General features: G+C 32.9%; 20 protein-coding genes. 11 read left to right on the top strand and 9 right to left on the bottom strand.

What is annotated here, in order from left to right; all coding sequences use genetic code 11:
• Positions 1 to 13: 13 nt before the first annotated feature.
• The 5 genes from prfA to H6622_06990 all read left to right on the top strand — a co-directional run bounded on the left by prfA (position 14) and on the right by H6622_06990 (position 5,130).
• A complete protein-coding gene (gene prfA, locus H6622_06970; protein ID MCB9061246.1) occupies positions 14 to 1,084 on the top strand; it encodes a peptide chain release factor 1 in 1,071 nt (356 codons plus the stop codon).
• Positions 1,074 to 1,907 carry a peptide chain release factor N(5)-glutamine methyltransferase gene (locus tag H6622_06975; GenBank protein MCB9061247.1) on the top strand — a complete coding sequence of 278 codons (834 nt, stop codon included), beginning with the start codon at positions 1,074 to 1,076 and terminating at the stop codon, positions 1,905 to 1,907. Before prfA ends, H6622_06975 begins: the two co-directional genes overlap by 11 nt.
• On the top strand, positions 1,907 to 3,157 hold the full coding sequence (murA, locus tag H6622_06980; protein ID MCB9061248.1) for a UDP-N-acetylglucosamine 1-carboxyvinyltransferase: 1,251 nt from the start codon (positions 1,907 to 1,909) through the stop codon (positions 3,155 to 3,157). The genes H6622_06975 and murA overlap by 1 nt, the downstream gene beginning before the upstream one ends.
• Before the next feature lie 2 nt (positions 3,158 to 3,159).
• A complete protein-coding gene (locus H6622_06985) occupies positions 3,160 to 3,495 on the top strand; it encodes an HIT domain-containing protein (GenBank protein MCB9061249.1) in 336 nt (111 codons plus the stop codon).
• A 99-nt stretch (positions 3,496 to 3,594) separates the two neighbouring features.
• The gene (locus H6622_06990; GenBank protein MCB9061250.1) at positions 3,595 to 5,130 is read left to right on the top strand and encodes a hypothetical protein; all 1,536 of its coding nucleotides are present in this window, start codon (positions 3,595 to 3,597) and stop codon (positions 5,128 to 5,130) included.
• Here the strand turns inward: H6622_06990 and H6622_06995 are convergent.
• Entirely contained in the window at positions 5,108 to 5,875 is a 768-nt protein-coding gene (locus H6622_06995) for a hypothetical protein (protein ID MCB9061251.1), read from the bottom strand. The two genes, H6622_06990 and H6622_06995, sit on opposite strands and share 23 nt — an antisense overlap.
• A gap of 110 nt (positions 5,876 to 5,985) precedes the next feature.
• Here H6622_06995 and H6622_07000 point away from each other — a divergent pair, with 110 nt between their 5' ends.
• Positions 5,986 to 6,624: a hypothetical protein gene (locus H6622_07000; protein ID MCB9061252.1), complete on the top strand. Its 639-nt coding sequence runs from the start codon at positions 5,986 to 5,988 to the stop codon at positions 6,622 to 6,624.
• Here H6622_07000 and H6622_07005 read toward each other — a convergent pair.
• Complete coding sequence (locus H6622_07005) at positions 6,621 to 7,067, bottom strand: hypothetical protein (protein ID MCB9061253.1); 447 nt, start codon at positions 7,065 to 7,067, stop codon at positions 6,621 to 6,623. The genes H6622_07000 and H6622_07005 overlap by 4 nt on opposite strands.
• Positions 7,068 to 7,229: 162 nt before the next feature.
• Here H6622_07005 and H6622_07010 point away from each other — a divergent pair, with 162 nt between their 5' ends.
• Entirely contained in the window at positions 7,230 to 7,916 is a 687-nt protein-coding gene (locus H6622_07010; GenBank protein MCB9061254.1) for a hypothetical protein, read from the top strand.
• On the opposite strand, the gene H6622_07015 is transcribed toward H6622_07010, so the two are convergent.
• The 6 genes from H6622_07015 to H6622_07040 form a co-directional block, all read right to left on the bottom strand.
• On the bottom strand, positions 7,913 to 8,821 hold the full coding sequence (locus H6622_07015; protein ID MCB9061255.1) for a ThiF family adenylyltransferase: 909 nt from the start codon (positions 8,819 to 8,821) through the stop codon (positions 7,913 to 7,915). The two genes, H6622_07010 and H6622_07015, sit on opposite strands and share 4 nt — an antisense overlap.
• 63 nt (positions 8,822 to 8,884) lie before the next feature.
• Entirely contained in the window at positions 8,885 to 9,811 is a 927-nt protein-coding gene (locus tag H6622_07020; GenBank protein ID MCB9061256.1) for a hypothetical protein, read from the bottom strand.
• A gap of 7 nt (positions 9,812 to 9,818) precedes the next feature.
• Positions 9,819 to 10,658: a class II glutamine amidotransferase gene (locus H6622_07025; GenBank protein ID MCB9061257.1), complete on the bottom strand. Its 840-nt coding sequence runs from the start codon at positions 10,656 to 10,658 to the stop codon at positions 9,819 to 9,821.
• A gap of 3 nt (positions 10,659 to 10,661) precedes the next feature.
• Positions 10,662 to 11,354, bottom strand: a complete 693-nt coding sequence (locus tag H6622_07030; GenBank protein ID MCB9061258.1) for a TetR/AcrR family transcriptional regulator — start codon at positions 11,352 to 11,354, stop codon at positions 10,662 to 10,664.
• Positions 11,351 to 14,542, bottom strand: coding sequence for an efflux RND transporter permease subunit (locus H6622_07035; protein MCB9061259.1), 3,192 nt, complete (start codon positions 14,540 to 14,542; stop codon positions 11,351 to 11,353). Before H6622_07035 ends, H6622_07030 begins: the two co-directional genes overlap by 4 nt.
• A gap of 12 nt (positions 14,543 to 14,554) precedes the next feature.
• A complete protein-coding gene (locus H6622_07040) occupies positions 14,555 to 16,003 on the bottom strand; it encodes a TolC family protein (protein MCB9061260.1) in 1,449 nt (482 codons plus the stop codon).
• 238 nt (positions 16,004 to 16,241) lie between these two features.
• Between H6622_07040 and H6622_07045 the strand changes: the two genes are divergently transcribed.
• From H6622_07045 to H6622_07060, 4 genes are all read left to right on the top strand, one after another.
• Positions 16,242 to 16,874 carry a class I SAM-dependent methyltransferase gene (locus H6622_07045; GenBank protein MCB9061261.1) on the top strand — a complete coding sequence of 211 codons (633 nt, stop codon included), beginning with the start codon at positions 16,242 to 16,244 and terminating at the stop codon, positions 16,872 to 16,874.
• A 6-nt stretch (positions 16,875 to 16,880) separates the two neighbouring features.
• Positions 16,881 to 17,219, top strand: a complete 339-nt coding sequence (locus H6622_07050) for a Spx/MgsR family RNA polymerase-binding regulatory protein (protein MCB9061262.1) — start codon at positions 16,881 to 16,883, stop codon at positions 17,217 to 17,219.
• The gene (locus H6622_07055; GenBank protein ID MCB9061263.1) at positions 17,197 to 17,946 is read left to right on the top strand and encodes a DTW domain-containing protein; all 750 of its coding nucleotides are present in this window, start codon (positions 17,197 to 17,199) and stop codon (positions 17,944 to 17,946) included. The genes H6622_07050 and H6622_07055 overlap by 23 nt, the downstream gene beginning before the upstream one ends.
• Positions 17,947 to 18,039: 93 nt before the next feature.
• Positions 18,040 to 18,402 carry a hypothetical protein gene (locus H6622_07060; protein MCB9061264.1) on the top strand — a complete coding sequence of 121 codons (363 nt, stop codon included), beginning with the start codon at positions 18,040 to 18,042 and terminating at the stop codon, positions 18,400 to 18,402.
• 16 nt (positions 18,403 to 18,418) lie between these two features.
• On the opposite strand, the gene H6622_07065 is transcribed toward H6622_07060, so the two are convergent.
• Positions 18,419 to 19,345, bottom strand: coding sequence for a hypothetical protein (locus H6622_07065; protein ID MCB9061265.1), 927 nt, complete (start codon positions 19,343 to 19,345; stop codon positions 18,419 to 18,421).
• Between the last annotated feature and the right edge of the window lie 78 nt (positions 19,346 to 19,423).

Here is a 19,423-nt window from a genome sequence, read left to right on the forward strand (position 1 = left end):
ACAAATGTCCTCAATGTTCGATAAGCTCGATGTCGTTGTCGATCGCTATGATGAGTTAACTGAGAAAATGGCAGATCCGTCCTTGTATGAACGCAAGACAGAGTTTAAGTCTATTTCAGAAGAACGTGCAAACCTTGAGGACATCGTTGTTGCCTACAAAAAATATCGTCAAATCAAAGCAGATGTTGAGGAGGCCAAAGAAATTCTCCGAAATGAATCTGATGAAGACATGCGCGAAATGGCCAAAGAAGAACTTGATAATAATGAAGGCCTTATTCCTGAACTGGAAAAAGAGCTAACAGTCCTACTTCTACCAAAAGATCCACTGGACAACAAAAACGTAATGGTCGAAATTCGCGCTGGAGCTGGAGGGGACGAAGCATCTATCTTTGTTGGTGATGTCTATAGAATGTACCAAAACTATTTTCGCGATCTAGGTTTCAAGTCTGAACTTGTTTCAATAAGTGAAGGTGATGAAGGCATTAAAGAGATCATCTTTAGCGTTACAGGTGATAAAGTTTATTCAAAGATGAAGTATGAATCCGGTGTTCATAGAGTTCAACGTGTTCCCAAAACTGAATCACAAGGGAGAGTTCACACTTCAACAATCACTGTGGCAGTCCTCCCTGAAGCAGACGAACTCGATTTTGAACTGAATATGAACGATGTTAGAGTTGATGTCTATAGATCCGGTGGTGCAGGTGGACAGTCTGTTAACACAACTGACTCAGCTGTAAGAGTAACGCATATACCAACAGGAATGGTTGTTGCAAACCAAGATCAAAAATCACAAATAAAAAACAAAGAAAAAGCACTAAAAATATTAACTAACAGAATATATGACCAAATGCTTAGAGAAAAAAACGCCAAAGAAGCAGCTGAAAGAAAAGGTCTTGTCGGTACAGGTGACAGATCGGAGAGAATTCGCACATATAATTTCCCTCAAGGACGTTTAACTGACCATAGAATCGGACTAACTCTTTATAGCCTTGATAGAATAATCGAAGGCGATATGGGCCAGGTCACAGATGCTCTGATTGCTCATAATCAGGCCGAACTTCTCAAAGGACATGATGAGGTTTAACGACCAACTTCATGCATTTTATAGATCTCACAAAGAAGATCTAGAAAAATCATACCCCGGGATAAATGAACGCATTTTTCAAAATTATTTTGAAGATGTGTTCTCATATATAATCTATCAACCTAAAATTCTTGAAAATTATTTCGAAAAAATCAAACGAGGGATTCCCTTAGAGTATATTTTTAGAAAAGCATTCTTTTATGAACTAAATTTTGAAATCAATGAATTTGCTCTCATTCCTCGCTTTGAAACAGAAATTCTCGTTCATGAAACCATCGAATTTATTAAGAAAAATGAAGTTAATTCAATCTTAGATTTAGGCACTGGCCCTGGCACAATTCTTTTAAATATTGCCTACGCATGTCCCGAAGTGAAATACCTTCTTGGAAGTGACATTGATGAAAAAGTTCTTCAGCTGGCCAAAAGAAATCTATTCTTAAAAAGGTTTCGTTTTTCTCAAGATCAAAAAATAAATTTTATGAAGAGTGATAGATTTGAAAAGATTCATGAACATTTTGATGTAATAGTTTCAAATCCTCCCTATATTAAAAGAGAGGCACAAAGCTGTCTTGTTCATGACAGAACTCACCAATATGAACCACACTTAGCGCTATATCTTGATGATATAGACTATTACAAGTGGTTTGAGGTATTGTTTCACGAAGTAGATGCTCACCTAAATGAGAGAGGGCTCTTTTTCATGGAAGGACATGAAAATGAACTCAAAAAACTAGCTCATATTGCGAGTGATTGCTTTAGTGAGATCGAAGTAATTAAAGATCTTAGTAATAGAGATCGATTTCTAAAAATAAGGAAAATATAATGGATAAAATCATAATTAAAGGCGGTAAAAAATTAACAGGCCATGTGAGAGTTTCCTGCGCTAAAAATGCCTACCTTCCTTTGATGGCAGCCGTTTTACTCAGTGATAAAAAAATATGTTTCAAAAATCTACCAGAATTAGCTGATATTAGAACGATGAATAAACTCCTCGAAAAATTAGGAGTACATACAAATTCAGATGAAAATAAAACTTGTTATGACTGTACAAAAATTTCAAAATACGAAGCAACCTATGATTTAGTAAAAACCATGCGTGCTTCAATTCTTGTTCTTGGCCCACTACTTGCCAGATTTAAACAAGCAAAAGTATCCCTACCTGGAGGATGTGCCATTGGGACACGGCCCATAGATATACATTTAAGTAATTTAGAGAAAATGGGAGCTGAAATAACAATTGAAGGTGGTTACGTCTCCGCAAAAACAGATGGACTAATTGGCGCCGACTTAACTCTTTCGTTTCCATCAGTCGGAGCAACTGAAAATATTATGATGGCCGCAGTCTATGCAAATGGCCCCACAACAATACGAAATGCAGCGAGAGAACCTGAAATCCGCGATCTGGGAGATTTTTTAAATCTCTTGGGAGCTAAGGTTGAAGGTGCTGGATCTTCCATTGTCACAATTACTCCTGCAACTTCTATAAATGAAGTTGTCTACGAGGCCATTCCAGATAGGATAGAAGCTTGTACCTACATCATAGCAGGTCTCATAACCAATTCTGAAATTACCGTAGAGAATGTAATCCCGCATGACATTGATGCTGTATGCAGTACTCTAAAAGAAATGGGGGCCAATCTTGAAATAGGACAGAGATCCATCAAAGTTCTTCCTTCTCTTTTAAAAGGAGTTAGCGTCGATACTGAACCTCATCCAGGTTTTCCCACAGACGTACAGGCCCAAATTATGGCCCTTTGTACACAGGCCCAAGGAACATCAATTATTTCAGAGAAGATTTTTGAGAATAGATTTATGCATGTACCCGAGTTGCATAGAATGAATGCAAAAATTATCTTAAAAGGCCATACTGCAATTGTCGAAGGAAAAGGTTCATTATCAGGAGCACCCGTTATGTGCACAGATTTGCGCGCAAGTGCGGCCCTTGTCTTGGCAGCACTTGCTGCTGAAGGTGAAACAGAAATTAGAAGAGTCTACCACCTCGATAGAGGCTATGAAAAGCTTGATCAAAAGCTTCAGGGGCTTGGTGCTGATATCGTTAGAGTAAAGGAATAGGTATGAGTGAATGTTTGTTTTGTAAAATAGTTAATGGTGAAATCCCTTCAGAATCAATTTTTAAAAGTGAAAAAGTCTATGCTTTTAGAGATATCTATCCTCAAGCAAAAGAGCATATTCTATTTATCCATAAAAACCATACATCGAACATCTCAGAGATGAGTTCAGAAGAGTTTAGCGATGTTTTCAGTGCAATTAAAGACTATGCGATTGGAAATAATCTTGAAAAAGAGGGATTTAGAGTTGTCAATAACTGTGGAGAATTAGCTGGGCAGAGTGTCTTTCACACTCACTTCCATGTTCTTTTTGGTGAAAAATTGGGCCAGTTTGGATCATAGTTTCATAAATGACAAATTAAAAAAATATTATTTCAAGTAAAAATAAAAAAATATAAGTTCTTCGCATTATTAAAAATGTACTCGCAAAAGGGAGAACTTATGAAACTATTACCTCTAGTTTTGGTAACGGGTCTGCTATCATGTGGACAAAAAAATACCATTATTCCTACTCCAGAAGAGATAACAAAGATTAAAAATCATGTGATGTCACTGAAGGATAGTGATTTTGATTTAATTTCTGATTTTGATGAAGAAAAATTCAGTTTGAACAGTGAATTAGTAGATCTTCCCCCCTTCACTTTTCAAATTGAAAAACAGTATTCATATGCAATTACAGATGATGAAAAAATTATTAAATCGGAAAATATCTTTGAGATCAACGATTATTTTGCAAATGAAATTTTTTGTTCAAATAAAGAACAGGGCAATACACTACAATTAGGACAATCTTATGAACTTGTTCCAGATACATTTAAATATCCTAAAGGAATCGATTACGCATTAATTAAAAAAGATTATCTAACATCTCTTATGGTTGAACTGCATTTAAAACTCAATTTAGGTGAGTCAAAAATTTTTAAAAAAATTAGTGAGATAAATATTGAAACTCGTCTAATTTCAACTGATTCACAAACTGATATAGAAATTAGTTCTAATAGAGTGATGAATGAATATGAAACTGAAATTTCTGTAGAACAAGGCAAAGATGAAGTTGCTAAATTGAATGTTGATATCCCTAAAGAATATATACAGGATTTAATTTCAGAAAAATTACATTTAGTCGTAAAAGTTGGTAATTTAAAAACTCATTTAATTAACGGACAAATAATTGAATATATTGATTTATTTGAGAGTGTATCAAAAAATACAAATAGATTGATAATCGATAATAATCAAAGCTTAGTACCCTATTACTATAGTGCAGATAAAAAATACTCTGATATATTAAGCGGAATTTCAAAGAATGCAGAAATTATTAGAAATAAAATCAAAATGAATGATGAATATTATCACTCCTATAATAACATAAAAGTATTTTCAAAAGATCAATCGAGAAAATGTGAGAGAAAAACTTATGATATAAAAATTGTGAATTTTGATGACAGAGAAGCAAAAAAAGTATTTGCACAGAAATTTGAAAACGAATCTCAATATAAAATTAGCTTATTTTCACAGTTGTATAAAACAGAATATAAGACCAATATTAAAAAAGCAAAATTAGTGGGAAAAAATCAATTTGAAAATTACTGCGAACCAAGTTGGGAGTTTAAACCACAAGATCTAAAATATATATTTTCAATGAATGAACTAATGAAAAATTTTGATATAAAAGTTAATGGCCAGCATACAATGGATATAGACCTCAACTTTGAACGTAATGGAGAGATTGAGATAATTTTTAGAAACCCAAATCTTAATAAGTTTTATCCTACTTCTGAAAGATCAGCACTTTGTGAAACTTTTGACAGACCAACAAATGCAAGAAACACTACAGGAAAATACCCACTGTTTTATAACTTTGAAGATATTGGAAAAGTTTGGAGAAATGCAGAGGCCCTCATAGATTTATCTGATATAACAAATTTCAATTTAATAATTAAAAGTAAAAGTCCTACTTTAACTGAAGACCTTTAATTAGACTAGAGATGAGTACTTGCTGTAAGGTACTCATCTCATTTACGGATGCCATCAAAAGTAATGGGCCCTCATCAATTGTACATAACAATACCAATTCGGACTTTTCCTTATTGTATTCAATTACTTCAAATAATTTATCAGTTGGATGATAAATTTCTGAGAACAATTTTTGTTCCATCTCATTAGCTTTGGCCGGAGTACTATTGAAATTATACCCGATAGACGAAAGAACTAGTTTGTTTTTTTGGTTTTCAGAGCTAGCAAGCTCGATATCATGATAAAAAATTTGAAGATGTGTAGTTCCTAAGTTTTTTTTCATCAGATGCCAAAATTCTTGAATGAACGTCGTTCGATCATTCTCCCACAACAGTCTTAAATGCTTAACTGTCTCAAAAATTTGATCAAGCAAAGATAAATTATTCTGAAGCACCCAACTAGACTGTACTTTTTGCAATAGAGATTTAGATTGTGCCAGAGTATAACGTTTTATTTCTTCAATTTTTACATTTATTTCGCTAGAAGTTCTTACAGGTATACCAAGAGAGAACTCACTTAATTTATTAAACAAATTTTTATTTTCTTCACTGTCCAGAACAACATTCTTATCAAGTATAATCCCACTAAGTGTATGTGGTTCAATTTGATCAAAAGACATAATTTTTGATTCAGCGACTTCCTGACCCGATAACTCAAGAACTTCAACTCTTTGTGGGCCATCAACGAATGCGAGATTAAATTTCATAAAAATCCTTTACTTAGACGTAAATTATAGCAGTTGACCTCTTTATCGACAATAGATCTAGAAACATATGCTGCATAGCAACTGCAGGAATTATAGACAATAATAAAAATATGAAGTTATTCCCAATTTTGATGTTTTTTCTTGCTCTGAAATCTTATACACAAGATGAACGCTTTTTTAGAGAAATGTTCACTGGAAATCTCAAGGTTGATAAAATAAAGGCCGAAAGCGTTCTTAAAAACAGTTATGTTTGGAATATAGAGGGACGAACTTACAGAGTTGATCTTAATGGTGATAAAAACTATGAGGGGATAAGGTCCCTAAAAAAAGATGGTAGAGATTTTATAGGAATTTACAACCATCGCGGAGACCTAATTTTTGAAGGAGGTTTTAATCCACAAGGTAAAAATGCCAGAGTTTATAAAGTCTCAATTCATGATGTGAACCCTGATATAACAGTTTTACTTTTTTATTATTATGAAGGTTTCAACAAATATACTGAAATGCTCAGTACTGGACGAATTTATATTGCTTCAATTTATAAAAATAATCTTTTAGACATTAAATTTTTCCCAGGCCCTAGATTTTGGGAGGAATTTCAGTCTTTTAAAGGACATTATCACCAAAGAAAATATGAAGTTATCGTCAACGATTTTGATGGAGATAATATCGAAGATATAATGGTTCGCTACGGTCATTCTTCTACTATTATGAAATATATTGGAAAGAATACCTGGACCGAACTTTAAGATGCCTTGTTAATATGATCATCAGGATCAGTATTATTTTTTTGAGATCTAGAATGATCAATTTGAAGAACATTATCTGGTATCTCAAGAGGATTGGTTTTCTTCACATAAGTGCTTATTTGAACACCTAAGACAAGTCCAACTGGAATGGTGATGAGTAGAATAATTAAGGCATAAGGAATTTTTTCACCTTGAGTTGTATCCTCTAATTCGTTTGGAATATAGAGCTCTTTTTCTTTAGCAATATCTCGTTGAATTTCTATTTTTTGTTCTTTTGAAAAATCAAACTTAGGAGCTTTTATATTTAATTTTTCATTTGGAGTATAAATATCACTTATATTGTAATTCATTGTAGGTTCAACCGCAGGCTTTCTTGCTTGGGTTTGTTCAGCAAAACATATTGTAAGGAAAATTGTAAGAGAAACACTGTAGATTAGTCTCATAAGGTCACCTCAAATACGTATCGGTATTAATCGGATAGATTTAAATTTAGAAAACTGAGGAGAAAAAATTGCCTAAGTAGGAAAATTTGTACTTATTCAAAAAAATATCAATACAACTTAGAAATCTTTGCGTCATCCGATAATACTAAAGAGGATGAAATAATGTTTAAACAAAAAATAAAAGATGCCACATTTTTAGGAATAGTATTTGGAACGTTAACATGGTTTGGTATGGCCATGCTTATGCAAACCTTTCTGCCTCCTGAACTTTTCAATTTCACTCCCTGGGCAATCATCATCGGAATAGATATCTTTTGTATTGCAGTCATCCTTTTTTCAAATATTGATGTAAAAGCAGTGAATCTATTCACAACTTCAATTAGCCTTATCCAACTAACTTATTGTGCACATTTATATAATTTGCATATCATCTATCTTTTCTTTTTACTTGGTACGTTCAGTGCAACTATAAATTCTTTGATTTCATCAGAAAAAATTCACATTTTTATCTATTCTTTAGTTACAATGTTATGTTCGATTACTGTTGCTTTTAATCCTACTCAGTACAGTATTATCATTTCTCTGGGTTTTATGATTGGAGCGTCATTCACAATCGCCACAACTCTAGTTAGTAAGAAATTAAAAGAAGAAAATATGAGAATAAAAATTGAATTAGATCAAGCAAAAAAATACGCTCATGAAATCAATAGCCCTCTGCTTGTGGTTAAAGGCCGTGTAGGACAAGTTATGAAAAAAGGCATTAATTTACAAGAAGAAGACATAAAAAAACTTAAGAAGGCCGATGAGAATATTGATAAAATTTCAAAAATTGTAAAAATGGTAGGTTAATTAAACTCCTTAACCTCGAACATCTTATGGGCCCATTTGATTTTAAATTTCTGAATGAGGTTTCTGTTCCCAAAAGGTATCCAAGATTTTTTCATAATATTTCTATAAAAATCAACTTGATAACTCCAGGGCGCAAACAGGTTGTTCCCTCGCCCAAGTATAATTTTAAAAACACAGGAGGCAAGTGCAGCTGAAGCGGCGTAACAACCAGCGTGAATTGAGGGTAGCTTACCATTAAAAAGATCAATGTGTTCAGGTGAAGCAATATACTTTCTATGTAATAATTTTGGAGACATTCCAACCAAAAATCGAATAATTTTTGCCTCAACTGTTAGATCATCTTTTTCAAGATCAAAATAATGATTAAAACTCATTTTATAAGGAGAAAATGCCATTAGAGAGGTTCCCAATCCAAAAGGACCTGCACTTACAACATAAATTCCTTTTTTATGGGCCAATTCGTATAGAGGCCCTCTAAGATGACTAGCATAGAGATCTAAACCATCGCACACCACATCTAGTCCATCTAAGAATTGGTCCATATTATTTAAATCAATCCCATTTGAAAATGTCTCTACGCTCGCAAGAGGATTAATATCCAGACAAGTTTGTTTGATGGCCTGAGTTTTTGGAATACCTAGAGTAGACATGTAGGCATTAAACTGCCTATTAAAATTTTGAATTTCAAAATGATCAAGATCAGTCACTTTAAAATTTGAAAAACCCATTCTGGCCAGAGCATGTAAATGATGCCCACCAACACCTCCCATGCCAACGATACCAATTTTTGCATTTCTGATGATTTCTTGTTCTGTTTGGGTCACCCAACCAAGGTTTCGAATAAATGCTTGTTGGTAATTAAAATAATTTGATTTTGAAAATGTTTGTTGAATAGTTGTTTCCATAATTTAATTATCGATTACTTAAATTCTAAAGATAAATGAATACACAATTATGAAAAAAATATTTCATAAATGAGGATTTTCAATACTTGATTTAATTCCTATAGAAAAAATATGTTCAATTTTCCCATCATCGCTAGCGAGAATGTTATATACTTCAGAAGAAAATTTTTTTTGTAACTCTTGAATTTTTTTGTAGGCCTCATTCGAGATAGGAGCAACCCTATACGAAAAATGATTTTTCTTTGTTTGATTTAAATTTTTCATAATATTATCAAATATAAACTGGCCAACTTCTCGGTGAAGACCATCAATATGATGCTCGAATGTTATAAATTCATAATTTCCATCAATTTTTATTCTTAAAAGTCCATCTTCAATTAACGAATTTAATGCAGTTTTTGTCTCTTCAAAGGACTGGCCAATTTTTTGACTTATAAGTCTTATCTTTTTTTCAGAGTTTGATTCATTTAAAACATCTTCAAGGAGTATGGAAGCAGATAGAAAAGGCAAATATTCATATTTTTTAAAATATTTAAAGAGAAGATCTCTTTTTTCATTTAAATAATTTGTTAAACCCAAAGATTCAAAAACGATATCAGATTTTTCAGTGTGAAATTTTATGATTGTAAAGAGATCAATCAATAAAAGATCTTTATTTTCATTTTTAAGTCGCCACCATTTGGATTTAGAAAGACCACTTCGCTTTAGAAATTCTTCTTCTGAAAGATTCCAAGAATTTGTAATATTATTAATTGTATCACTCTTAAAGCTTCCAACTTCAAGTAAATTTAAAGAATCTTTTAAAATATTTTTAAAACTGATTTGATTTAAGTCACAAATTTTGACAAATTCTTTGACTCTTATTTTCTTTTGACCTATTTCCCAATGGTGATAAGCTCTATCCTGATACCCTAATATTTTTGACATCTCAATCTGTGTTCTATTTCCCCTTAATGATTTTAGTAAAGAATAAATTGTTGATTGATCCATAATACATTTAAGAAATATGAAGTTTCATATTTTGATCTACGCCAATAATTAATCCATTTTTCATTTTTAGCCAAATATTTTCAGTACTGGTGGGTTCACTTGCAAAAATGAGGTGATTGATTTTTCCTGTCTTACTTTGGGACTCACATTCTTTCACGAAATAAGGGCATAAATCTCTATCGCTACATTTTGTTTTATATGTACTGTAGTGAAGAGTTTTCCCTCCCTCGTGGCCCAGCATAATTCTTCCGTTCGTTAAAAGAAAGGTAAGATAGGTTTTGGTATTATCAGTTGAGTCTTCTTTTTCAAATTGTCCTATGATATTTGTAAGATCAATAAGTCTTTCACGAATCATTAGAGTGGCCATCTCGATACTTAAATCTATATTATTAATATTTCCAGAAGAGTAAATAGCCGACAATAAGAAATAAAAAATATATTCACTATCAGTTTCCCCCAAAATAAAACGTCTTAGGGTTTGATTGATTTTTGAATAAATTCTTTTTTTGTATTTTTCAAAATTTTTTATATTGCCATTATGAGCAAATACCCAGGGGCCAAACTGGAAAGGATGTGTATTAAGTATATTATTTGATCCTACAGTACTTGATCTAATATGTGCAATTACAGTTTCTGAAGATACAACACCAGAAACTTTCTTAAATATTTTATCCTCTCCGGCCATTGCTTCAGATTTAACTATATGAGGAGTTCCGACGAGATAATAAGCAACTCCCCAACCATCAGGATGAGAAAGAGATTGAGCTTGCAGAGCGTTTTCGGCATGTAACAAGCTTTGGTGGACCTTGCTATGAATGACAGAACGAAATCCAAATAGCCTACACATTAATCATTTACCCTTGCTGTTTTTAATTACTTCGTAAAGGTGCTTATAATGATCAAATTTTTCCGGATTGGCCAGCGCATATTCAATCGTTGCATTAACATGGTGAGAAATAGAAGTCTCATCAAAGACACATCCGGCCTGGGGAATTTCTTTACAGAGTTTTTGATAATAGGTCGTACTTGAGATAAGGCCAAAATGATTAACGAGGGAAAAAATATTCTTGATTACCCATATTTGGGCCTGAGGAGGAATTTTATCTCCATATTCTTTTTGTAATAATTTCATGAAGGCCTCTTCTCCTGGGGGGCAAAAATGTAATTGATCTTTTGGAATATCATCAAGCATAGGAAAATTATCGTTCAGAAAAAGTTTGAAAATATTTCTCATCGCATTTTGATTTTGTAGAAAAAAGTTCAAAGTTTCGACTGCCAGTTTTAATACAGACATATTTTTTTTGTCTGAAATCTCTGTAATTTGTTTATCAACCCATTTTATACTGTGCTGAAAAACCTCAAAATAAAGTCTATCTTTACTTTGAAAGTGATAATTGACGGCACCTAAGTTCACTTCTGCTTCTTTTGCTATATCTCGAATAGATGTGCCATCAAAACCTTTTCTTGAAAATAATTCATAGGCCACATTTAAAATTTTTTCTTTTGTTGATTCTTTTGAATTTGCTTGTTGCAAAGCATTCATGCTAACTCCTTTTGACTTTGTTCAGGCAATTCAGTTAAGTTGTCAACATCATTTTCTTTTAAATTATTTATTTCAGAATTATTTTTCTTTCTGTCTTTTTTAAGAAAAGAAAAAAGTCCCATAAAATCTTCAAGAATAGCATAAGCACAAGGCACCCAAACAAGAGTTAAAACAGTTCCAGAAGTTAATCCCCACGCCATGGCCAGAGTCATTGGGATTAGAATTGGATCTGTTCCACCAATTCCATAAGCTGTAGGGATTAAACCAGATATTGTAGTAAGTGAAGTTACGAGTACGGCCCTAAGTCTCATTCCTGAAGCTTTGGCCAAAATTGTATGGAGATCAAATTTTCCTTCTTCTCTAAATTGATCGATAAATGAAATAAGGACAATACCCGAATTTACAATGATACCTCCAAGGCCAATGATACCAATTAAGGCAAGAAAACTTATTGGTCTATCGTGCAAATAGAAAGCAATTGAAAATCCAAACAACCCAAGTGGAATAGTTGACATAATAATTGCAGGCCGTAAGAAGCTTTTAAAAAGAAAAACAAGGAGTGCAAAAATCCCAATTAAAGAGAGAATTAAAGCATCAAAGAGTGAGGCCATTGATTCGTTTGTACTTTCCTGTGCTCCACCAAATTTCAATGAAACGTTATGATATTTTGTTTTGTGTTTATTGTAAGAATCCATCAAAAGTGAATTGGCCTTAACAGAAGTGATCAAATTATCGTCGACTGTACCCGTTAAGGTTTTTGATTTTTTGAAATCAAAACGTTTTATTTGTGGTGAACCATTATTGATATGAAATGAGGCAATTGTGGATACAGGAACTAAGTTTTTTGCCATTCCATTGTCCATAATTTTAACTTCGCCAAGATCTTCAAGATTTTTTCGATAATCCTTTTGAAATCTCAAATTGATATCTACATCCTTATTGTCCAATGTAACTTGAGAAATATTTTTACCACCAATAGCTGTACTTATAGTGTTTCCAATGTTGTTGACACTTAAACCTAAACGGTCTGCTTTTGCGTAATCAATATCTACAAAGACTTCATCATCACCAATAACATCATCAGTTTTTAAGTTTGAAATACCTTGGACTTTGAGAAGGTCAGCTTTAATATCTTCAATGAGATGGTCAATATCACTTATACTATTTGATCTAAAAGTTGCTTCAATATCATTTCCAACAGGAGGCCCATTAATAATTGCTTCATATGTTACTTCTTTAATTCCTTCAACTTTTATAGATCTTAATCTCTTAAGAATTTCAGTGTGAGGTATATTAAGTTTAGTATTATCTGATGCTCTTAGCACAAGAATCCCAACATTGTTACCTTCAGCTTTCTTAGGATCAGTTGGATTCATTTGTGAAATCCCTGCACGAGCAACAATATGTTCTATGTCTTTCCCCATTTTTTCTTCAACTGCCTTAGAAAGTTTACCGAGTAACATTTTTGTATGGTCTAATGTGGATCCTGTATCAATATTTACTCTTGCAACATAAACTTCTGTCTGTTCTGGTGGAAAGAGTACAAACTTGTTTACAACGGCCATAAAATAAAATGAAATTGCTAAAATTCCAGTAAAGACAAAAGAAACTATATAACGATGTCTAATGAGTGTAGACATCGTACTTTCAAACATATGTTCAAATCTATGAAACCAATCTTTTTTGGCCTCTTGTTCATTTTCTTTTTTAATCTTTCCACCTCCATGTGCAAGTCTCATTGGAAGAAGGAAAAAACTTTCAAATAAACTAACTGTAAGTGAAATTGATACAATCATTGGAATGAAACGGATAAATTGTCCCATGATCCCTCTGGTCACAAGCATTGGCAAAAAAGCAGCAATTGTAGTAAGGGCCGTTCCTGTGATTGGGAGCCATAATTGCTTAACGGATTCAACAGCAGCTTCATAAGGGCCAGCACCCTCTTGTCTTAGTCTCGTAAAGTTTTCTGAAATAACAACAGAGTTATCAACTAACATCCCAAGAGCTATAACCAGGGCCAAAATTGTGATTGTATCAAGATTCATTCCCATTGAGGGCATAATTCCTAGAGTTGCCATAACTGCGAAGGGAAGAGATAAACTGGCCAAAATTCCAATTCGACCTGGTAGAAAGAGAAATAAAAAAACGATAACTAGGATTAATCCTGTTAAGGCATTTTCACTTAAAACTGTGAGTTTATTTTCAACTTTTATGGATTCGTCTAAATATGAAACAAATTTTAACTGTCCATCATATCTTTTTTGAAACGTTGACAGCACTTCAGTTAAATCTTTAACAAGTTTGATTGTGTCTGAACCACCTTTTTTACTTACAACTACGAGAGTGGCATCTTCTCCATTATATTGAGCTTTAGTTGTGATTTCTTTTTCACTATCTAAAACTTCTGCAACATCTTTTAATAAAATTTGTTGTCCGGTAAAATTTGATCTTATTAATACATTACCAAGTTCTTCAGAACTTTTCACTTTTCCTTCAATTCTTAAGAGCTTTTGATCATCACTTCCTTTTAGACTTCCACCTGGAACACTAATATTTCTCATTTTAATTTTTTGAATAACTTCATCAACTCCAATATGATGAAAGTGAAGCTTTTGTTGATCTAGTTTTACGACAAACTCCCTTTGTGCAAAACCAGTTAGTCTGGCCTCTTTGACATTCTTATTGTCTTCAAATTCTTCCTTGAGTGCGTCTGCAACTTTATCTCTTAATCTTCCATCATTATTTCCAACGACTGCTACTTCAAGCACTGGAAACTCTTCAGAATTTATTTCTACAAATTTGGGAGCTTCTTCTAAATCAACAGGGAGCTTGGTTGTTCTATCAACCGCCTTTTGAATATCACTCATGACTTCGTCTACATCTTCAACATTATCAATGTCTGCTCTAACCACAATCGTACTCAAACCTGATTGTGATGTTGATCTGACATCTTTAAGACCTGAGACTTGTCTGATTTCATCTTCGATAGGTTTAGTAATTTTAGTTTCAATATCTTCTGCCGAAGCTCCTCGATAAACAGTCGTAATAATGGCCTGGCCCATGTTTACACTTGGAAAAGATTCAGCGTTCATTTTAAAGAGTCCTTGAACTCCATAGATTATCAAAAATCCAGAAATGACTACAGTAAGTTTATAGTTTTCAATAAAAAATTTTGCTAGTTTTCCCATAAAGTTTTCCTATTATTTATTTATGTTGCAAGGTGTTTCTGTAAAAACAGAGAAGTAGTTTAATAAAGTAGTAATAACTGCTAATTTTGTATCAATTTCAGAGAGATTACTTTGAAGATATAAATCTTGATCGTTAATAAGATCTCTCACTGAAATTCTGGCCTGATCATATTTCTTTTTACTTATTTCCAAAGATTTTTTGAGATGAGTAGTATTTTCAACTTGTGCATCAATTACATTATTAAGGAGAAAAATATTTTTAACTGTTTGTCCGTGATAGGCACCTAATTTTCCTACAATCACTCTTTGTTGACCCTCATATCTCTTTTGTTGTAGCCTTTTTTTGATGTCTTCTGTTTTACCAATCTGAGAACCAAGAGGAATATCTAATTTTAATCCCAATGCATAGGCCGATTTGGCCTCATCAGGGTAATTAGAAAGACTCTCTGACATTCCAATTTTATTTGTATTTGAATCGACTTCTCCATAAAGTGATAAATCCCAATCACTATAAGTTGTATTATAATCTTGTAAGAGTTGGTTTTGTTTAGTTAAAAGTGAGAGGATTTCATCATATTTCGTATAGTCATATGGAATACTTGTTTGAGATGAAATAATTTGCGTGCACTGTGTAACGTCTCTGATTGTTTTTTCAAGCTCATATTTACCAAGTTCTATTTTTTTATCTGCTAGCTCTGGAAGAATTTCTTTAAGTTGTTGAACCAACGTCTCTTTTTGATAGTTTAAATATATCAACTGTCCTTTTCTTGCTGCATACTGAGATTGATATCGTGCTACCTCTCCAGCATCTGCAATAGAGTTCTTTTGTCTTTTTTTCGCCTCTTCAGCTTGTTTTTTAGAAAATTCAAGGAGATCAGTTGTGATCAATTTTGATTCATTATTTGCGACAAGTGACCAATATATTTTTCTTATAGATTGAAACAAAGCTTTTTTACGGATGTCTGATTCAAGCTGAGAATTTTGCACAGAAACCGATGAAGCATCTAAGATTCTCTTTGTATTTTTTCCTAGAAAATTTTTAAGTAAATCAACTCCAAAACTTAATTTTACACCACTTGTAGCATCTTCTTGTGGGAAGGCAGATAAAATGGCCATGTGAGAGTACGCCGATACACTTGTTGAAAACCCACTTTGGAAATTTTTGCTAACTCCTAATTCTACAGCTTTTGCTTCTTTTGTAATAGGTCTGTAAAGGTTTACACTTTGTTGATAAGATTTTGAAAGATTTGTATCCACATAACCAGTGGGAGAGAAGGCCTCAAGTTGAGATGATTCAATTTCTTTGGTTGAAAGTAGCGCAGCTTCAATTTCATCAACTCCAGGAGCACCTTTTTCAAAATATTCTTTAAGAACGTTCTCATCAATAAGAATGGAATTTTCGCTAGCTCTTAGAGAAAGGGATAAAAGAAGAAAAAGGGAGAGGAGTTTTTTTGCTTTCATTAATTTTTCCTTGCGTTAATATTCATACGTTTGTTTGAATTCATACGTTCGTATTAATTAAACGGCAAGTTTGCAAAATAATCAAGTAAATTCTATTTTAAAAAAATCCCTCATAACCACTTGAAAATATTAACAAGTTCAGAAAGTAGTTAATAACATTTGGAATATTATTGACGTTGATTGTCAATCACTCTGATTATTGGTAATTTGCTGCCAACGAAATGAGGAGTAATAAAACTTGAATTGTCCACTTTGTCTTTCTCCCAAAACAAATGAGCTCTCTTTCACGAAGATGGCCATGTATGAAGTCTGCAAAGAATGTCGTACGGTTTATATGAACCCAGAGTACTTTCTTAGCAAACAAAGTGAAAAAGAAAGATATGATTTACACAATAATACTGAGGAAGATCAACGTTATGTTGATTATATGTACTACAATATGCAAGAATGTTTGAGTCTATGTGATAAAAAATTTTCAATTGGCAGCTATTCATTAGACTATGGATGTGGTGCAACTCAAATCATGTCTAACCTTCTGGAGTCAGAGGGCCTTTGTTCCATTTCCTATGATCCACTCTATTTTCCTATCGAACTTAAAAAAGCTAAATTTGATTTGATCACGGCAATTGAAGTCGTTGAACATTTTAACAATCCTGCAAAAGAATGGCAGCAGCTCTTTGACCTACTGGCCCCTGACGGCGTTCTGGTTGTAAGAACTCAACTGATAACCGATGTCGTAGATTTTGAAAATTGGTGGTATAAGAATGATCCAACTCATGTCACTTTTTATCACGATATAGGACTAGAGTGGATTGCAAATAAGTATAATCGGAAATTAAAAATTAAAAATAATTTTATAGCATTTCTTTAGGAGCATATTTTGAAATTATATGGGATACCAAATTGTGACACTGTTAAAAAGGCCAAAGTACATTTAGAAAATAAAAATATTGACTATGAATTTGTTGATTTCAAAAAAAATCCACCAACCAAAAAACTCATTAAAGAAGTTCAGCTGTTTTTAGGAGAACTTCCTGTGAATAGGAGAGGGACGACTTTTCGTAAAATTAAAGATATCTATGAAGAAGCAAGTGAGAAAGAAAAAATTGAAATTTTAATTGTGAATTCATCTTCAATAAAAAGACCAATTCTTGTAAAAGATGAGAAAATTTGCGCTGTTGGATACGATGTCAATGAATACGATAGAATCCTTTGATGACAAGAAAGGTCGATGTTATGGATGCTTTCTATCTAAGAAGGCCTGTTTATGTAAAGATGTAACTCCATTTGAAGTAGTGACAAAATTTATCATATTGATGCATCCAAAAGAATTTAAAAGAGAGAGAACTGGAACCGGAAAAATTACATCTTCATTTCTATTGGATTCAGAAGTTATTTCAGGAGTAAATTTTGATCACAATTCTAGAGTAAATGAACTTTTAAATGATGAGCGTTTCACACCTTTTATTCTCTATCCTGGCAAAAAGGCCATGAACTTATCCACTCCACAGGGCAAACAAGAGATGTGTGAATTTATCTCTAAAAAACATAAAAATAACCTCATCTTCGTGATCGATGGAACATGGGCATGTGCCAAGACTATGATGAGGGAAAGTACATGTTTACACACTTTACCTCGTGTTGCTTTTACTCCTCAATTTGAATCTCAGTTTCATATAAAAGCACAACCTCATAAGCATTGTTTATCAACAATAGAATCTGTTTACTCGTTAGTTAAAGAACTCGAATTTCTGAAAATTGAAAAACCAGCTCCCTATGAAAATATGTTATCTACTTTTAATAAACTTAATGAATTTCTGATAAATTGTGCTAGGGATCCCTCTTTGTCGAGTTATCGACGAGGTCCAGGGTATAAAACGAAGGAAGAAAGATCTAGAGTTGTGAAGAAATGGACCAAATACAGTGTTTTTTATAATGAATAAATTATATCAATCTCAAAAAAGAATAGAATTTGTGAGAGTGATTAGCTACTTAAAGTAAAGATATGAAGAAGGTATCTTCGAAAAGAGGTGTTCATGAAAAAACTCATATTGATAATTTTGATGTTGTTTTCTTTTAGTATTCCAAGTTACGCATTTTTTTGGAACGATGATTGTACTGATAAGTCTGAACTTGATGAGATTCAAGGTAACTTTTGTATTCTGAAGGATAAAGATGGCCCCATCACTTGCATTGTCGTGAAAAATGCCACAAGTGGTGGAATTGATTGTACATTAGAGGGGAATATCGATTTAGAAAAATTTGAAGAACCAAAATCTCTTAGTTTAGAAATCAAAGGTGAAATTGAAAGAAGAGTTGTAAAAGATCGAATTTGCTATTTTTATAACAGCACTGAACAAACAAGTCATATTTCATGTGTAAAGGTTCAGTTTAAGTAGTCATCAGGGTTGAAGATTAATATCTGAAAGCTAAACTCGTATTAAATCCAATTTGGTAATCAAGATTCTCTCCAACTCCACTTAAAATAGACATTTCTAAAATGGTACTGGCCGAGGAGTTTTTGAAGTTGTATCTCCATCCAATATTAGCAAGTGATGAAAAGTCTGTGGCCTCTAACAAAATTTCTGAACTACTGTCATCTTGATCATCTAAAGCAAACAAATTTTGCAAATTAAAATTGATACTACTTCGTCCAAAATATAGTCCAGTGTAAAAACCCTGGGTGCTGTCTGAAAAATAATAGTTCATACCTATGTGGAATGCTGTAATTGATACAGAACCAATATAATTTGAATTAAAATCTTCTTCTAAGCTTGAAAAGGAATATTTAAATCCTCCTGTGATATTTTTAGCGAAAATATATTGAAAATCAATCCCGATATTTGGGCCAGATAAACTCTCTTTAACCAATTGACCTTCTCTTTTAATCTCACTATTGGCCACTCCAATGAGTAAGCTTGTAATTGTTTTTTTTTGCGGAGCTTGAGTATGTGTATCAATTTGAATATTGGGAGGACTCAATTCACCCTTTTGTCTTATATTTGATTTATCGTTTTCTATTTTATTTTCAGTGATAAAAAATCTAAAACCTCTAAAGCATCTGTGAAGGCCATCTTTGGTTTTTTCACAATGAGTTCTTAGTGGTGAAATTGTTTTCTCTCTTCCATCGCAGTCGTAGGAGTATTTGCAAAGACCTTCAAACTCTCTGTAAGCTGAATTCATGGCCTCTTCACGTGCTTTTTGTAAAGAAGAGTTCTCAGAGATACCACATACAAAATAAATGTTTTTTTCAATTCGTTGTGATGCTGTCTCTGTGCATAACCAATTGTTTGCAAAAAGAGAAAATGAAAGAATGTAAAATATTATTAACTTCAAATACATATTGCTCTCCAGTCTTTTATAGAATTATGCATATTTGCTGAAATCATATTATATATGTATGCTTATTGTGAAGTTTAA

Source organism: Halobacteriovoraceae bacterium (genome assembly GCA_020635115.1).
Lineage (GTDB): Bacteria > Bdellovibrionota > Bacteriovoracia > Bacteriovoracales > Bacteriovoracaceae > JACKAK01.

Coding starts and splice junctions, on each gene's coding strand:
- prfA (MCB9061246.1), top strand. CDS start 14: ATGTTCGATAAGCTCGATGTCGTTGTCGATCGCTATGATGAGTTAACT.
- H6622_06975 (MCB9061247.1), top strand. CDS start 1,074: ATGAGGTTTAACGACCAACTTCATGCATTTTATAGATCTCACAAAGAA.
- murA (MCB9061248.1), top strand. CDS start 1,907: ATGGATAAAATCATAATTAAAGGCGGTAAAAAATTAACAGGCCATGTG.
- H6622_06985 (MCB9061249.1), top strand. CDS start 3,160: ATGAGTGAATGTTTGTTTTGTAAAATAGTTAATGGTGAAATCCCTTCA.
- H6622_06990 (MCB9061250.1), top strand. CDS start 3,595: ATGAAACTATTACCTCTAGTTTTGGTAACGGGTCTGCTATCATGTGGA.
- H6622_06995 (MCB9061251.1), bottom strand. CDS start 5,875: ATGAAATTTAATCTCGCATTCGTTGATGGCCCACAAAGAGTTGAAGTT.
- H6622_07000 (MCB9061252.1), top strand. CDS start 5,986: ATGAAGTTATTCCCAATTTTGATGTTTTTTCTTGCTCTGAAATCTTAT.
- H6622_07005 (MCB9061253.1), bottom strand. CDS start 7,067: ATGAGACTAATCTACAGTGTTTCTCTTACAATTTTCCTTACAATATGT.
- H6622_07010 (MCB9061254.1), top strand. CDS start 7,230: ATGTTTAAACAAAAAATAAAAGATGCCACATTTTTAGGAATAGTATTT.
- H6622_07015 (MCB9061255.1), bottom strand. CDS start 8,821: ATGGAAACAACTATTCAACAAACATTTTCAAAATCAAATTATTTTAAT.
- H6622_07020 (MCB9061256.1), bottom strand. CDS start 9,811: ATGGATCAATCAACAATTTATTCTTTACTAAAATCATTAAGGGGAAAT.
- H6622_07025 (MCB9061257.1), bottom strand. CDS start 10,658: ATGTGTAGGCTATTTGGATTTCGTTCTGTCATTCATAGCAAGGTCCAC.
- H6622_07030 (MCB9061258.1), bottom strand. CDS start 11,354: ATGAATGCTTTGCAACAAGCAAATTCAAAAGAATCAACAAAAGAAAAA.
- H6622_07035 (MCB9061259.1), bottom strand. CDS start 14,542: ATGGGAAAACTAGCAAAATTTTTTATTGAAAACTATAAACTTACTGTA.
- H6622_07040 (MCB9061260.1), bottom strand. CDS start 16,003: ATGAAAGCAAAAAAACTCCTCTCCCTTTTTCTTCTTTTATCCCTTTCT.
- H6622_07055 (MCB9061263.1), top strand. CDS start 17,197: ATGAATACGATAGAATCCTTTGATGACAAGAAAGGTCGATGTTATGGA.
- H6622_07060 (MCB9061264.1), top strand. CDS start 18,040: ATGAAAAAACTCATATTGATAATTTTGATGTTGTTTTCTTTTAGTATT.
- H6622_07065 (MCB9061265.1), bottom strand. CDS start 19,345: ATGTATTTGAAGTTAATAATATTTTACATTCTTTCATTTTCTCTTTTT.